Below are 13,859 nucleotides of genomic sequence, written 5' to 3'. Positions count from 1 at the left end.
ACCGTTTTATTCTTTAGATTCATCGTTTGTCAAAGGAATAGCCTTCATACTGATCTTTTTGCGATCTTGCTCACGTCCTTCTAAAATCTGTTTTTCTGTTTTGATCACAACATGATCTAATTTTTTGGTGTAGTTGTTTTGGTTGATCACAGAGAATTTCTCGAATTTACGCGGTCCTTCAATTACCCAATCACTTGTTTCTTTATGGTCAAAACGACAAGTGTTACAGATAAATTCTTCCACTTCGTGGAATTCGTCTTTGCGAGCAGTTACGCGCTGAATTTCTTCTCCAAACATCCAAAGGGTTACTTTACCTGAACAAGTAGGGCAGTTACGGTGGGCATTGTATGGTTTATTAAACCAAACACGTGATTTAAAACGGAAAGTTTTATCTGTCAATGCTCCCACAGGACATACGTCTATCATGTTTCCTGAGAACTCATTTTCGATAGCAGCTGAGATATACGTCGAAATTTGCGCATGCTCACCACGACCACATACCCCATGTACGCGCTCATCTGTTAATTGCTCTGCTGTTTTTACACAACGGTAGCACAGAATACAACGATTCATGTGTAATTGGATGTTGTTTCCTATATTTTCAGGTTCGAAAGTTCTCTTTTCCTCTTGGTATCTTTTTTGTTCTTTTCCGTGTTGGAAAGCCAAGTTTTGCAAATCACATTCTCCAGCTTGATCGCATACAGGGCAATCTAAAGGGTGATTAATAAGAAGAAATTCTGTTACTGATTTTCTCGCTTCTAAAACTCTTGGTGAAGTGATGCTTTTTACTTCCATACCATCCATAACTCCTGTTTTACAAGAAGCCATTAGTTTTGGCATAGGACGTGGATCTGCTTCGCTACCTTTAGAAACCTCTACCAAGCAAGCTCTACATTTTCCTCCCGTTCCCTCTAGTTTTGAGTAATAGCACATTGCTGGCGGAACTGATTCCCCACCAATCATTCTTGCTGCTTGTAGAATGGATGTTCCTGGTTCTACTTCTATTTCATGTCCGTCTATAGTAACTTTCATAAATTGTGCTTTTTAGCTAAAAAATTAGCGTGAATTATTTATTAATCAGGTGTTTTACGCTCGAAAAAGGCTCGTTGACATAGTGATTTCTGTCTGTTACTTTCTCAGGGAATAAAACGTGATATTCAAACTCCTCTCTAAAATGTCTGATAGCAGCGGCTACTGGCCAAGCGGCAGCGTCTCCTAAAGGACAAATTGTATTACCTTCAATATTGCTTTGGATGTTCCACAATAGATCGATATCTTCCATGGTTCCATGACCTGTTTCAATGCGGTGTAATACTTTTTCCATCCATCCCGTTCCCTCGCGACAAGGCGAACATTGTCCACAACTTTCATGAGCATAGAAACGAGCAAAGTTCCACGTATTTCTCACGATACAAGCCGTATCGTTGTATACGATAAAACCACCAGAACCCAACATAGACCCTGATTCAAAACCACCATCAGATAGCGATTCGTATGTCATTAAACGATCTTCACCATTGGCTGTTTTGTAAATTAAATGTGCAGGTAAGATTGGTACGGAAGATCCACCAGGAATTAGTGCCTTGATGGGTCTGTCATCCATCATACCACCACAGTATTCATCCGAATTGATAAATTCATCTACTGTGATACCCAATTCTATTTCGTAAACGCCTGGTTTTCTAATGTGTCCAGAGGCAGAAATTAGCTTGGTTCCCGTTGAGCGACCTAAACCAATTTTAGCATATTCATCTCCTGAATTATTTACAATCCACGGAATATTAGCAATCGATTCTACGTTGTTTACTACCGTTGGATTACCCCATAAACCACTTACCGCAGGGAAAGGTGGTTTGATACGAGGATTTCCTCTTTTTCCTTCTAAAGATTCAATAAGAGCCGTTTCCTCTCCACAGATATACGCTCCAGCACCACAGTGCACATGTAAATCTAAAGAGTAATCCGTGCCTAAGATATTCTTTCCTAACCATCCCGCAGCATACGCTTCTTTGATGGCTCTTTCTAAGGTTTTGAATACCCACATATATTCTCCGCGAATATAGATATACGACAAGTTTGCCCCTAAAGCATAACTTGCTGTAATCATTCCCTCAATCAATAAGTGAGGGATATATTCCATTAAGTATCTATCTTTAAATGTTCCTGGTTCAGATTCATCGGCATTACACACTAAATGTCTCGGTTTACCCGATTTTTTGTCGATGAAACTCCATTTTAAACCTACAGGGAAACCTGCACCTCCACGACCTCTTAGTCCTGATGCCTTTACCTGTTCTGTAATATCATCTGGCGCCATTGTTTTCAATGCCTTTTCAACCGATGCATACCCTCCATTTTGACGGTATACCTCATATGATTTTATCCCAGGGATATTGATTTTGTCTAATAATATTTTTGTCGCCATATTACTATTTGTCGTGAAGAATTACTTTTCCTGCTTTACAATCCTCAATGATTTGGTCGATTTTTTCACGCGTTAAGTGCTCTTTGTAGAAATCACCTAACTGCATCATAGGTGCATATCCACAAGCACCTAAGCACTGAACACCAACCACTGAAAATAACCCATCAGGTGTTGTTTCTCCTGGTTTAATACCTAATTTTTCACAAGCATATTCCATCATATCGTCTGCTCCGCGAATGCCACAGCATGAAGTTAAGCAGAATTCGAACATATACGTACCCATTGGTTTTTGGTTGTACATCGTGTAAAACGTTACTACTTCGTATACTTCGATTGATGTAATGCCTAAGATCTCCGCCACTTTATCCATTAATTCCACACTTAACCAGTTGTCATGTGCGTCTTGAGCCGCGTGTAGAACTGGTAAAAGAGCTGATTTTTTTTTGTCAGCAGGGTAATGGCTCAACAATTCGTCAATGCGTTGTTGAAGTTCCGGCGTGATATTTATATTTTGTTTGTATTTCTTCGTTTCCATGATTTAAGCGTCTAATTCTCCTGCAATGATGTTTAAACTTGATAAAGTAATAATCGCATCTGATAACATACCTCCTCTTACAATGTCATTGTACGCTTGGTAAATGATAAAACAAGGTCTTCTGAAATGCAATCTATAAGGGGTTCTACTACCGTCTGTGATCAAGTAGAATCCTAGCTCACCATTACCACCTTCTACACAGTGGTATAATTCAGTTACAGGAACAGGAACTTCGCCCATCACAATTTTGAAGTGATAAATTAAAGCTTCCATATTCGTGTAAACATCTTCTTTTGGAGGAAGATAATATTCAGGAACATCAGCGTGATAAGGACCTTCAGGCATTTTATCTAACGCTTGACGAATAATTTTTAAACTTTCCCAAACTTCGGCATTACGCACGCAGAAACGGTCATAACAATCACCAGAAGTTCCCACGGGAATTTCGAAGTCGAAGTCTTCATAAGAGCAATAAGGAGAAGCCACGCGAACGTCGTAATCCACACCAGCCGCGCGTAAGTTAGGCCCTGTAAATCCGTAGTTGATAGCCTCTTCGGCTGTAATACCTCCAACGCCAATGGTACGATCCATGAAGATTCTGTTTCTAGTCAATAAACCTTCAAATTCGCTCCAAATAGCTGGGAATTCAGCTAAAAATTCATCTATTTTTTTGAATACCGTTGGGCTCCATTCTCTTTCGAAACCACCAATACGTCCCATGTTTGTCGTTAGACGAGCACCTGAAATTTCTTCGTAGATTTCGTATATTTTTTCTCTGTATTGAAATACGTATAAGAATCCTGTTAGCGCTCCTGTATCTACACCCATTACAGAGCTACAAATAATGTGGTCTGCAATACGTGCTAATTCCATAATGATCACGCGCATGTATTGCACGCGTTTTGGAATGTCAATACCCAACGCTTTTTCAACAGTCATCCACCAAGCCGTATTGTTAATAGGCGAAGAACAATAGTTCAAGCGATCCGTTAATACGTTGATTTGGTAGAAAGGACGGTTTTCGGCAATTTTTTCAAAGGCACGGTGGATATAACCCACAGTTCCTTCTCCATCTAAAACCTTTTCACCATCTAATAAGATAATATTTTGAAAGATACCATGCGTAGCAGGGTGTGTAGGACCTAAGTTTAAGATTTGTAACTCTGTACCATCTTCGTTAAACTTTTCCTCAATAAGCTTCGCGTATCTCTGTTCCGGTGGTAATAATAAATCTGACATAATTCTTGAATCTTACTCCGTTATTAACAATTGTGAATCGTTCTACCAAAGAAGCGATCGTCTTTATCTGTTCTTCCTTCATCTTCCATTGGAAATTCTTTGCGCAAAGGGAAAGATTCCATTTCGTCCATATTTAAAATACGTTTCAATTGCGGATGATTCTTGAACTTGATTCCGTAGAAATCGTAGGTTTCTCTTTCTTGCCAGTTGGCAGATTTGAATAGGTCAACAACAGAATCAACCACTGGATTTTTACCGTTTAAATACGCTTTGAAACGAATTCTTACGTTGTCCATCCAATTGTGCATATGGTAAACCGCTGCAAATTGACGATCTTCTTCAGAATCAGGGTAGTGTACCCCGCAAACATCCGTTAGAAAGTTGAAATTCATTTGGTCATTTTCTTTCAAAAACTCAACAACGGCATGAAGTGTTTCAGGAGCTACTTCAAAAACGAGCATCTCGTGTTGTTCGTGAAATTCTTTAACCGACAAACCAAATTGATCGATTAAAGCCTTTTGAATGGTTTGATTATCTAATGCCATATCTATTTACTTTCTATGTTATAAGATTTTAATAACTCATCATATTCTTTGGTACCTCGTCTATAAACCGATTCTGCTTTAACGATCTCATGCAATCTCATCACGCCATCAAGAATCTGTTCAGGTCTAGGAGGACATCCAGGAACATATACATCTACAGGAATTACTTTGTCTATTCCTTGTAAAACAGAATATGTATCAAAAATACCCCCTGAAGAAGCACAAGCACCAACGGCAATTACCCATTTAGGTTCAGCCATTTGTTCGTATACTTGGCGTAAAATCGGAGCCATTTTTTTTGAAATTGTACCCATTACCATCAACATATCCGCTTGTCTGGGAGAGAAACTCATACGTTCCGATCCAAAACGCGCAATATCATACGTTGCTGCCATGGTAGCCATAAACTCAATTCCACAACAAGACGTTGCGAAAGGCAAGGGCCACATAGAGTTTGAACGAGCCAAACCAACAACTTCACTCAATTTTGTAGCAAAAAAGCCTTCTCCCACATAACCTTCAGGAGCCTCTACTGTTTTATATTTTTTATCGCTCATCTTCCTAGTATTTTAATCCCATTCGAGACCTTTCTTTTTAAATTCATATAATAGTCCAACTAATAACAGGAATAAGAAAATTCCCATTTTAGCAAATCCGTCCCATCCCAATTCATGAAAGTTCATCGCCCAAGGGTAAAGGAATACTACTTCAACATCAAATAAAACAAAGAGAATAGCAACTAAGAAATACTTTACGTTAAAAGGAATACGCGCATTTCCTAGCGATTCGATCCCACATTCCCAAGTACTGTCTTTGATTTTTGATTTTTTTCTAGGTCCTAGTTTTCCTGAAACCCATATCGTCATGGATACAAATCCCGCAGCTAGTGCGATTTGCATTAAAATTGGTATAAAATCGAGTTGACTTGATTGCATAAGTACAAGTTTTATATTAGATACAACATACAAATATAGAGCCCTAGATCGTCTTTACAAAGCTTTGGAACTCTTGGTCTTGTGCTAAATGTTTAATATAGCCCAATATGTATTTAGATTAATTATAAATAGTGATTAAGGGAATAAAAAAAGCTACCTAACGCGAGTTAGATAGCTTTACTGTAACGGAAAATTATATATATTTTCTTAATCTTCTATCACTTGTACATTAGTGGCAATAAGCCCCTTTTTACCTTGTTCCTCTTCGTAAGAAACGCGGTTACCTTGTTCTACATTCTTTGTTTTTAAACCTGTGATGTGAACAAAGATGTCTTGTTTAGTAGCTTCATTAGTAATGAAACCAAATCCTTTGTCTTCGTTGAAGAATTTAATTACGCCTGTGTGCATTTTAAAAAAATAAAAATATTAGAACACCAAATATATAGTTTTTTTAGTGTCTAAAGGGATTGAATTTGAATTTTTTATTAAAAAATATTCTCACTTGTGTTTTTTTTATTTTTTCGAGTGTTTTCAACGGTTTAAAAGGGATATTTTTAGAAAAAAAGAGAGGGAACTAAATTTAGTTCCCTCTGTGAATAACGATATAATGTGATTCTTATTCTTCTTCTAATGGTTTCATGTGAAAAGATTCCATGAAAGCAGTTGTATAATTACCTGCTCTATAGTTTGGATCATCCATCAATTGTCTGTGGAATGGAATTGTTGTTTTAATTCCTTCGATAACAAACTCATCCAAAGCACGTTTCATTTTGTTGATTGCTTCTTCTCTTGTTTGAGCGGTTGTGATCAACTTCGCAATCATTGAATCGTAGTTTGGTGGAATAGAGTATCCCGAATATACGTGCGTATCTAAACGTACACCGTGACCTCCTGGAGCGTGTAAAGTTGTAATTCTTCCTGGAGAAGGTCTGAAGTCGTTGAATGGATCTTCAGCGTTGATACGACACTCAATAGAGTGTAATTTCGGTGTATAGTTTTTTCCAGAGATTGGCACACCAGCAGCAACTAAGATTTGTTCGCGAATTAAATCGTAATCAATTACTTGTTCTGTGATTGGGTGTTCTACTTGGATACGTGTATTCATTTCCATGAAGTAGAAGTTGCGATCTTTGTCCACTAAGAACTCAATCGTTCCTGCTCCTTCGTATTTGATGAATTCTGCTGCTTTTACAGCGGCTAATCCCATTTTGTCTCTCAATTCATCTGTCATGAATGGAGAAGGAGTTTCTTCTGTAAGTTTTTGGTGACGTCTTTGGATAGAACAGTCTCTTTCAGATAAGTGACATGCTTTTCCATAAGAATCTCCTACTACTTGGATTTCGATGTGACGTGGGTCAACAATTAGTTTCTCCATGTACATACCGTCGTTTCCAAAAGCAGCAGCTGCTTCTTGACGTGCACTTTCCCAAGCTCTTTCGATTTCTTCTTCTTTGAAGATTTCGCGCATCCCTTTACCACCACCACCAGCAGTTGCTTTCATCATGACAGGGTATCCGATTTCTTTAGCTGTTTTTTTAGCGTGTTCTAGTGATTCCAATAATCCGTCAGATCCAGGAACCGTAGGTACACCAGCTAATTTCATCGTTTCTTTTGCTGTTGCTTTGTCTCCCATTTTCTCGATCATCTCAGGAGATGCACCGATAAATTTTACTCCGTGCTCTTGACAGATTTTAGAAAACTTGGCATTTTCAGCTAAGAAACCATATCCAGGGTGAATCGCATCAGCATTTGTGATTTCAGCTGCAGCGATAATGTTGGAAATTTTTAAATACGATAGGTTTGAGGGAGCTGGTCCGATACATACGGCTTCGTCAGCAAAGCGTACGTGAAGACTGTCAGCATCTGCAGTTGAATAAACCGCTACAGTTTTAATCCCCATTTCTTTACACGTTCTAATGATGCGTAAAGCAATTTCACCTCTATTAGCTACTAATATTTTTTTAAACATCTTCTGAAATTTTAAATTCTAATTTTACTTTTCTTCTTTGCAAGCAGAGAAGGGTTGTCTAATTTCTTAAGATGGGTCAACTAAGAATAAAGGTTGGTCAAACTCAACAGGTGACGAATCGTCAACTAGAATTTTTACGATTTTACCTGATACTTCAGATTCAATTTCGTTGAATAACTTCATTGCCTCAATAACACAAACTACATCTCCAGGTTTGATTACTGTTCCTACTTCTGCGAAAGGAGCTTTGTCTGGTGCTGGCTTTCTGTAGAATGTTCCGATGATCGGAGACTTTACAGTGATGTATTTAGAATCATCTCCTGCTGGAGCTGCTGCTGCTGGAGCTTCGCTTGCAACAGGTGCAGCTGTAGTAGCTACAGGCGCTTGTGGCATAGATTGAGCTACTGGAACTTGTTGGATATACGTTGTCTCAGTGCTTCCTGTTTCTGTCGTTTTGATGGTGATTTTAAAATCATCCATTTCTAATTTTACTTCTGTAGCTCCTGATTTAGCTACGAATTTGATTAGGTTTTGAATTTCTTTAATGTCCATACTAATGTATTGGTTAGTTGTTTTTTCTAAATTAATTAACTATTGTAAGCCCACTTTAAATATATCGATCCCCATGTGAATCCTCCTCCAAATGTAGCAAAAATGATGTTATCACCTTTCTTCAATTGGCTTTCATAGTCACATAATAATAAGGGTAAAGTAGCAGAGGTTGTATTCCCGTATCGTTCAATGTTCATTAAGACTTTAGATTCGTCTAATCCCATTCGATGTGCAGTTGCATCGATAATGCGTTTGTTTGCTTGATGTGCTGCCAACCAATTTACGTCTGTATGCGTTAAATTGTTGCGTTGCATGATTTTTTCACTCACATCAGCCATGTTTGATACGGCGTATTTGAAAACAGTTTTTCCATCTTGGAACACATAGTGTTGTCTGTTGGCTACTGTCTCAGCGCTTGTTGGTAAAATAGAACCACCAGCGTCAATTTTTAAGTATTCTCTTCCGATTCCGTCACTTCTTAGGTATTCATCCATAATTCCGTAACCATCGGTATTGGGTTCAAATAGTACGGCTCCAGCAGCATCTCCAAAGATGATACATGTTGCGCGATCAGTATAGTCAATGATTGAAGACATTTTGTCTGATCCAATTAACAATACTTTCTTGTATTTACCAGATTCAATATAAGCAGAGGCAACAGACATCCCGTATAAGAAGCTTGAACAAGCAGCTTGTAGATCAAATGCAAATGCATTAGTAGCGCCAATTTGTGAAGCTACATATACACCTGTGATGGCTACAGGCATATCAGGGGTGGCCGTCGATAATAGCACTAAGTCTATTTCTTTTGGATCTACTCCTGATTTTTGAATTAAGTTTTCCGCGGCTTTAATAGCCATATGCGAAGTTCCTTTTCCAGGTTCTTTAAGAATTCGTCGTTCTTTAATGCCTGTTCGAGAGGTTATCCACTCGTCGTTAGTTTCAACCATTTTTTCTAAATCTGCGTTGGTCAACTTTGTCTCAGGCAAATAACAACCAACAGCAGTAATGGCTGCATGTATTTTTGTCATATGGTGTTGCTTTACTTTATAAAAACATTCCAAAAAGAAGCGAAAATTACAAAAAAAAAACGAATTGAAGGGTTTTTAAGTCTTAAAACTCGTTCTCTCAGTAAATTTCAACAAAAAAAAACTCTCACACATTGTGAGAGTTTATTGTGTTTTTTTCAAAAGCTTATGCTTCTACTTCTGTTGTTTTGTCAATTACAACTTGTCCTCTGTAGTAAAGTTTTCCTTCGTGCCAGTAAGCTCTGTGGAATAAGTGAGCTTCACCTGTTACAGGACAAGTAGCGATAGTCGGAGCTACAGCTTTGTAGTGTGTTCTTCTTTTATCTCTTCTTGTTTTCGAGGTCTTTCTCTTAGGATGTGCCATTTTACTATATTATTTATCCGTTAATAGTTTTTTTAATTTTTCCCATCTAGGGTCTATATCTCTTTGGTCTGATTCGCTTTCTGTTTCTTCTTCCAGCTCATCTTCCATTTCATTGTCTTGTTCATCGTCTTCAAATAAAAAGTCGAATTCGTCTTCGTCAAACTCATCGTCTTCGGCTGCTTCAGGGCTTACTCTTTTGGCAGGGATGGATAAAACAACTAATTCGTAAATGTATTGTGAGAGGTTAATCTCATATTCATTCATCGGTATAATTAGTATTTCATCGTGATCGTCGTTGTACTCTTCTCCAAATTTGACTATGAGGTTTAATTCATTCTCTATCGGAAGATCAAAGTCTTCATTTGTGACATCACAAGGAACGTTGACCACTCCTTTTACCTTAAAGTACACCTCTAAAAGGGTAGCTTTTTTATTTAAAAGAACGCTAATATTTGCTTGTATACGATTGAAATCGTCATAGGCGTAGTTTTTGAAAAACTCGTTATCTATTTGATATTCAAAAGTATGTTCTCCATTTTTCAATCCTATAAAGGATATCGAATATGTTTTTTCAGTATTCATCAAATACATGATTTGAGCGTGCAAAGATAAAAAATTATTATTATTACAAGCTAATTATCAAATTTTTTTGTATTATTTTCTTTTTCTTGGGGCATAAGCGGATTGCTTTTTGCTTCGATGTTTCTGTTTCTGTTTGTGAAAACATCCAAAGCTAAGTATAGCGCTTCGCGAAAAGAAGTAGGGTCAGCAAGGTTTTTTCCTGCAATATCATAGGCTGTTCCGTGATCAGGCGAGGTTCTGATTTTGTTTAAACCTGCTGTGTAATTCACTCCTTTGCTAAATGATAACGCTTTGAATGGCGCTAAGCCCTGATCGTGATAACACGCAATGACAGCGTCAAAGCTGTTGTATAGTTGTGATCCAAAAAAGCCGTCTGCTGGAAATGGACCGGAAACAAGGATGCCTTCTTCTGCTAGTTTTGTTATCGTTGGTTTGATTATTTCTTGTTCTTCTACGCCGATTACACCCTCGTCTCCTGCATGTGGATTCAGTCCTAAAACTGCAATGCGCGGATTGAAAATGTTGAAATCGTTCATTAAAGCTTCTCGTACAGTTTTTACCTTTTCCTCAATGCGTTTAGCCGTAATGGCTTGTGGGACATCTTTTAAAGGTAGGTGATCTGTTAACAATCCAACTTTTAGATTGTCACTCACTAAAAGCATTAATGCATTGCCTTCCAATTGCTCATTGAGGTAATTGGTGTGACCCGGGTGTTGAAATTCTTCTGATTGACTGTTGTATTTGTTGATTGGTGCGGTAACTAAGATGTCAATTTCTCCGTTTTTTAACGCCTCTGTTGCTGCAACAAATGATTTAATAGCATAGCTACCCACTACTGGATCGTTCACACCAAAATTAATATTGACGTTCTCTTTCCATAAGTTTAATACATTCAGCTTGCCTGGAATGGTTTGATCTAAACTGTCAATGCCCTGAAAATTCACATTGCTATTGATGTTCTTTTTAATATATGATAAGGGTTTTGAACTACCAAAGATAACAGGTGTACAAAGCTCAAGCATTCTATTGTCTTCGAAACATTTAAGGATAACTTCGGGGCCAATCCCGTTTAAATCGCCGATTGAGATTCCTACCCTAACATTTTCTTCTTTATGGCTCATAGTTTCGTATAAATTATTAGTAATTTTGAAAACAAATTTAATAAAATAAATGGAGTAATGTTTACAGGAATTGTTGAAGAAATTGCAATCATTAAAAATAGTGTCAAAGAAAAGGAAAATATACACCTAACGGTATCGTGTTCTTTTGTGAAGGAATTGAAAGTGGACCAAAGTGTTTTGCACAATGGAATTTGCTTGACAGTAGTGGATATAAAGGATGAAACCTTCACCGTGACGGCGATCAAAGAAACGATAGATGTGACAACTTTAGGAAAATGGACTGTTGGACAAGAGATTAATTTAGAGCGCGGAATGTTAGCTAATGCGCGTTTGGATGGCCATATTGTGCAAGGTCATGTGGATGCCGTTGGAACATGCGTGTCTATTGTTGATGCAGAAGGTAGTACGTATTACGGATTTGAATACGATAAACAAATAAAACATACGACGATATCTAAAGGATCTATCACCATTGATGGTACTAGTCTAACGGTTGTAGATTCGGGTATCAATACTTTTAGTGTCGCGATTATTCCCTATACAAAAGAACATACTATTTTTAAACACTATCAAGTAGGAGACAACGTAAATTTGGAATTTGATGTAATCGGAAAGTATGTAGAGAAATTATTACAGATTAGGAATGTTTAAGAATTCGGTGTTAAAAATTCAAAGTGTTTGTTAAGATATATTACATTTGGAAGGTAAAATAGTAATATGAGAATGAATGTGCAAAGTCAAAACTTTGTTTCAATGACGGATGAAGAGCTGGTACAGTTCATTATCCACAATGGAAATACAAGTTTATTTGGTATTATCTATGATCGCTATGGTCAGAAGGTGTATCAAAAATGCTTGGGGTTTGCTGAATCCCGGGATGCTGCAGAAGACTTGACGCAGGATGTTTTTGTCAAATTATACCTTAATTTAAAGTCGTTTAGGGGAGAAGCTAAATTTTCAACCTGGCTTTATTCATTTACGTATAATCATTGCGTGAACTATTCAAAGTCTATTTTGAAGCGGCAACGAGATAATATCGAATTACAGGAAGAAGCGATGTATGTTTCTACTGTAGATGAGGAAGTGTCTGACGAAGAAATCTTTTCACTAACGGTGGAAAAGCTTCAAGAAGCACTTGGTTTAATCGACCCTGAAGATAAAATCGTTTTATTGATGAAGTATCAAGATGATAAATCAATAAGAGAAATAGCACTACTGCTCGAATTAGGAGAAAGTGCCGTTAAAATGCGATTGCACAGGGCTAAAAAGAAGATTGTGGAATTATATAATTCGTTGTCATAATGGAAAATCCCTTTAAGAAAATACTGCAAGACGAGAAATTGCCGGACTATCTGAAAGATCGGGTGATTGACAATTTGAATTTTATTAAACTCTCTTTGGATGTTTCGGAATTATATACGGTACAAGTGCCTAAAGTAGTTGAATCATTTATTGGTGATGTTGATAGAGAAGAAGAAAAGAAAATAATAGAAAAAATTAAAAAAGAAGATCATGATGGAGAAATTATATAGTTTTGAATATCCCAGTGAGATGATTAACGACGTGATGAACTCACTGATAAAAGGTGTTTTTGGTTTTCTACTCATTGCGGGATATGTCCTGTTGTGTTGGTTGTTGTTGAAGCTTTTTTCCTATATCCTTCGAAAAGTATTTAAGCTAATTCGCTTAGAGAAAATTCAAGACGGATTAGATGATAATGAGTTTTTGAGCAAAATTAAGATTCGCGTGAAAGTCGATGCAATCATGCTCTTTTTCGTTAAGGTCTTCTTGGTGTTCTTAATGGTGTTGATTGGAGCAGAGTTGTTTGGCTTAGAAATCGTATCTCGTGAAATTGGAAACCTAATGATGTTTGTTCCTAAGCTATTCGTTGCATTGTTGATCTTTATTGGTGGACTATACTTCGCTTCTTGGATCAAGAAAGTTATTGTTGAAGTGCTGAAAGCAGTTGATTTTGTTGGAGCACGTATGATCGGAAATATTTTGTTCTATTTGATTTTGATTTTTGTTGTGATTACAACATTAAATCAAATGGGAATTGATACGTCTATCATAACGAGTAATATCTCCATTATTATAGGAGCAATTTTATTAACAGTGGCACTGTCTTTGGGCTTGGGTGCAAAAGATGTAGTAACGAAGTTGTTGTATTCTTTTTATGCAAGAAAGAACTTAGAGATTGGTCAATATGTGTCTATTGATGGATTGCAGGGATATGTGATTTCTATTGATAATATCTACTTGTGTTTGCTGGTAGAAGGTAAAAAGAACTATATCCCGATTAAGACGGTTTCAGAAAGCCACATTGAAATATTAAAATAAAAGATGCCTTCGGGCATTTTTTTTTGGATAGAAGTGAGAAGAGAGAGGAAAAGAGTGAATTTTTCTTTTTTAGAAAAATAATCTTTTAATAAGAATTTGTACGTCCCTGATATAGGTTGACCATAAAAAGTCAATTTTTATATGAAACCCAATGTCAAAATTATTCAAAAAAGTCGTGTTTATTCAGAAGAATTTAAACGCGAAATAGTTTCCTTATTTGAAAA

18 protein-coding genes are annotated in these 13,859 nt (G+C 37.1%); 4 read left to right on the top strand and 14 right to left on the bottom strand.

The annotated features are described in order from the left end of the window. Nucleotides 1–6: 6 nt before the first annotated feature. The 14 genes from H4K33_RS12715 to pdxA all read right to left on the bottom strand — a co-directional run bounded on the left by H4K33_RS12715 (nt 7) and on the right by pdxA (nt 11,295). Nucleotides 7–1,032 carry a 2Fe-2S iron-sulfur cluster-binding protein gene (locus H4K33_RS12715; protein ID WP_182649551.1) on the bottom strand — a complete coding sequence of 342 codons (1,026 nt, stop codon included), beginning with the start codon at nt 1,030–1,032 and terminating at the stop codon, nt 7–9. Between the two features lie 34 nt (nt 1,033–1,066). Further along, on the bottom strand, nt 1,067–2,425 hold the full coding sequence (nuoF, locus tag H4K33_RS12710) for an NADH-quinone oxidoreductase subunit NuoF (protein WP_182649549.1): 1,359 nt from the start codon (nt 2,423–2,425) through the stop codon (nt 1,067–1,069). 4 nt (nt 2,426–2,429) lie between these two features. Next, complete coding sequence (gene nuoE, locus H4K33_RS12705; protein WP_182649547.1) at nt 2,430–2,960, bottom strand: NAD(P)H-dependent oxidoreductase subunit E; 531 nt, start codon at nt 2,958–2,960, stop codon at nt 2,430–2,432. A gap of 3 nt (nt 2,961–2,963) precedes the next feature. After that, entirely contained in the window at nt 2,964–4,199 is a 1,236-nt protein-coding gene (locus H4K33_RS12700) for an NADH-quinone oxidoreductase subunit D (protein ID WP_182649545.1), read from the bottom strand. 23 nt (nt 4,200–4,222) lie between these two features. Beyond that, complete coding sequence (locus H4K33_RS12695) at nt 4,223–4,744, bottom strand: NADH-quinone oxidoreductase subunit C (protein ID WP_182649543.1); 522 nt, start codon at nt 4,742–4,744, stop codon at nt 4,223–4,225. 2 nt (nt 4,745–4,746) lie between these two features. Further along, complete coding sequence (locus H4K33_RS12690) at nt 4,747–5,301, bottom strand: NADH-quinone oxidoreductase subunit B (RefSeq protein ID WP_060875509.1); 555 nt, start codon at nt 5,299–5,301, stop codon at nt 4,747–4,749. A 12-nt stretch (nt 5,302–5,313) separates the two neighbouring features. Beyond that, a complete protein-coding gene (locus tag H4K33_RS12685; RefSeq protein ID WP_182649541.1) occupies nt 5,314–5,679 on the bottom strand; it encodes an NADH-quinone oxidoreductase subunit A in 366 nt (121 codons plus the stop codon). Between the two features lie 207 nt (nt 5,680–5,886). Continuing rightward, nucleotides 5,887–6,087 carry a cold-shock protein gene (locus H4K33_RS12680; protein WP_182625872.1) on the bottom strand — a complete coding sequence of 67 codons (201 nt, stop codon included), beginning with the start codon at nt 6,085–6,087 and terminating at the stop codon, nt 5,887–5,889. Between the two features lie 208 nt (nt 6,088–6,295). Beyond that, on the bottom strand, nt 6,296–7,648 hold the full coding sequence (accC, locus tag H4K33_RS12675) for an acetyl-CoA carboxylase biotin carboxylase subunit (RefSeq protein WP_060875513.1): 1,353 nt from the start codon (nt 7,646–7,648) through the stop codon (nt 6,296–6,298). Between the two features lie 66 nt (nt 7,649–7,714). After that, nucleotides 7,715–8,200 carry an acetyl-CoA carboxylase biotin carboxyl carrier protein gene (gene accB, locus H4K33_RS12670; protein WP_182649539.1) on the bottom strand — a complete coding sequence of 162 codons (486 nt, stop codon included), beginning with the start codon at nt 8,198–8,200 and terminating at the stop codon, nt 7,715–7,717. A gap of 35 nt (nt 8,201–8,235) precedes the next feature. Next, entirely contained in the window at nt 8,236–9,231 is a 996-nt protein-coding gene (locus tag H4K33_RS12665; RefSeq protein ID WP_182649537.1) for a beta-ketoacyl-ACP synthase III, read from the bottom strand. Between the two features lie 163 nt (nt 9,232–9,394). Continuing rightward, nucleotides 9,395–9,592: a 50S ribosomal protein L32 gene (gene rpmF, locus H4K33_RS12660; RefSeq protein ID WP_133711474.1), complete on the bottom strand. Its 198-nt coding sequence runs from the start codon at nt 9,590–9,592 to the stop codon at nt 9,395–9,397. Between the two features lie 9 nt (nt 9,593–9,601). Further along, nucleotides 9,602–10,174 carry a DUF177 domain-containing protein gene (locus H4K33_RS12655; RefSeq protein WP_182649535.1) on the bottom strand — a complete coding sequence of 191 codons (573 nt, stop codon included), beginning with the start codon at nt 10,172–10,174 and terminating at the stop codon, nt 9,602–9,604. Between the two features lie 50 nt (nt 10,175–10,224). Then, nucleotides 10,225–11,295 carry a 4-hydroxythreonine-4-phosphate dehydrogenase PdxA gene (gene pdxA, locus H4K33_RS12650; RefSeq protein ID WP_182649533.1) on the bottom strand — a complete coding sequence of 357 codons (1,071 nt, stop codon included), beginning with the start codon at nt 11,293–11,295 and terminating at the stop codon, nt 10,225–10,227. A 57-nt stretch (nt 11,296–11,352) separates the two neighbouring features. Between pdxA and H4K33_RS12645 the strand changes: the two genes are divergently transcribed. From H4K33_RS12645 to H4K33_RS12630, 4 genes are all read left to right on the top strand, one after another. After that, complete coding sequence (locus H4K33_RS12645; protein ID WP_182649531.1) at nt 11,353–11,946, top strand: riboflavin synthase; 594 nt, start codon at nt 11,353–11,355, stop codon at nt 11,944–11,946. Nucleotides 11,947–12,012: 66 nt separating this feature from the next. Next, nucleotides 12,013–12,597 carry an RNA polymerase sigma factor gene (locus H4K33_RS12640; RefSeq protein ID WP_182649529.1) on the top strand — a complete coding sequence of 195 codons (585 nt, stop codon included), beginning with the start codon at nt 12,013–12,015 and terminating at the stop codon, nt 12,595–12,597. Further along, complete coding sequence (locus tag H4K33_RS12635) at nt 12,597–12,827, top strand: hypothetical protein (protein ID WP_182649527.1); 231 nt, start codon at nt 12,597–12,599, stop codon at nt 12,825–12,827. The genes H4K33_RS12640 and H4K33_RS12635 overlap by 1 nt, the downstream gene beginning before the upstream one ends. After that, nucleotides 12,808–13,635 carry a mechanosensitive ion channel gene (locus tag H4K33_RS12630; RefSeq protein WP_255493705.1) on the top strand — a complete coding sequence of 276 codons (828 nt, stop codon included), beginning with the start codon at nt 12,808–12,810 and terminating at the stop codon, nt 13,633–13,635. Before H4K33_RS12635 ends, H4K33_RS12630 begins: the two co-directional genes overlap by 20 nt. The last annotated feature ends 224 nt before the right edge of the window (nt 13,636–13,859 follow it).

It is taken from the genome of Myroides sp. WP-1 (genome assembly GCF_014145635.1).
GTDB lineage: Bacteria > Bacteroidota > Bacteroidia > Flavobacteriales > Flavobacteriaceae > Flavobacterium.
This window is presented reverse-complemented; position numbering and strand designations above follow the sequence as displayed.

Bases quoted from the DNA above. Each gene is read 5' to 3' on its own strand.
- H4K33_RS12715 (WP_182649551.1), bottom strand. From the start codon at position 1,032: ATGAAAGTTACTATAGACGGACATGAAATAGAAGTAGAACCAGGAACA.
- nuoF (WP_182649549.1), bottom strand. From the start codon at position 2,425: ATGGCGACAAAAATATTATTAGACAAAATCAATATCCCTGGGATAAAA.
- nuoE (WP_182649547.1), bottom strand. From the start codon at position 2,960: ATGGAAACGAAGAAATACAAACAAAATATAAATATCACGCCGGAACTT.
- H4K33_RS12700 (WP_182649545.1), bottom strand. From the start codon at position 4,199: ATGTCAGATTTATTATTACCACCGGAACAGAGATACGCGAAGCTTATT.
- H4K33_RS12695 (WP_182649543.1), bottom strand. From the start codon at position 4,744: ATGGCATTAGATAATCAAACCATTCAAAAGGCTTTAATCGATCAATTT.
- H4K33_RS12690 (WP_060875509.1), bottom strand. From the start codon at position 5,301: ATGAGCGATAAAAAATATAAAACAGTAGAGGCTCCTGAAGGTTATGTG.
- H4K33_RS12685 (WP_182649541.1), bottom strand. From the start codon at position 5,679: ATGCAATCAAGTCAACTCGATTTTATACCAATTTTAATGCAAATCGCA.
- H4K33_RS12680 (WP_182625872.1), bottom strand. From the start codon at position 6,087: ATGCACACAGGCGTAATTAAATTCTTCAACGAAGACAAAGGATTTGGT.
- accC (WP_060875513.1), bottom strand. From the start codon at position 7,648: ATGTTTAAAAAAATATTAGTAGCTAATAGAGGTGAAATTGCTTTACGC.
- accB (WP_182649539.1), bottom strand. From the start codon at position 8,200: ATGGACATTAAAGAAATTCAAAACCTAATCAAATTCGTAGCTAAATCA.
- H4K33_RS12665 (WP_182649537.1), bottom strand. From the start codon at position 9,231: ATGACAAAAATACATGCAGCCATTACTGCTGTTGGTTGTTATTTGCCT.
- rpmF (WP_133711474.1), bottom strand. From the start codon at position 9,592: ATGGCACATCCTAAGAGAAAGACCTCGAAAACAAGAAGAGATAAAAGA.
- H4K33_RS12655 (WP_182649535.1), bottom strand. From the start codon at position 10,174: ATGAATACTGAAAAAACATATTCGATATCCTTTATAGGATTGAAAAAT.
- pdxA (WP_182649533.1), bottom strand. From the start codon at position 11,295: ATGAGCCATAAAGAAGAAAATGTTAGGGTAGGAATCTCAATCGGCGAT.
- H4K33_RS12645 (WP_182649531.1), top strand. From the start codon at position 11,353: ATGTTTACAGGAATTGTTGAAGAAATTGCAATCATTAAAAATAGTGTC.
- H4K33_RS12640 (WP_182649529.1), top strand. From the start codon at position 12,013: ATGAGAATGAATGTGCAAAGTCAAAACTTTGTTTCAATGACGGATGAA.
- H4K33_RS12635 (WP_182649527.1), top strand. From the start codon at position 12,597: ATGGAAAATCCCTTTAAGAAAATACTGCAAGACGAGAAATTGCCGGAC.
- H4K33_RS12630 (WP_255493705.1), top strand. From the start codon at position 12,808: ATGATGGAGAAATTATATAGTTTTGAATATCCCAGTGAGATGATTAAC.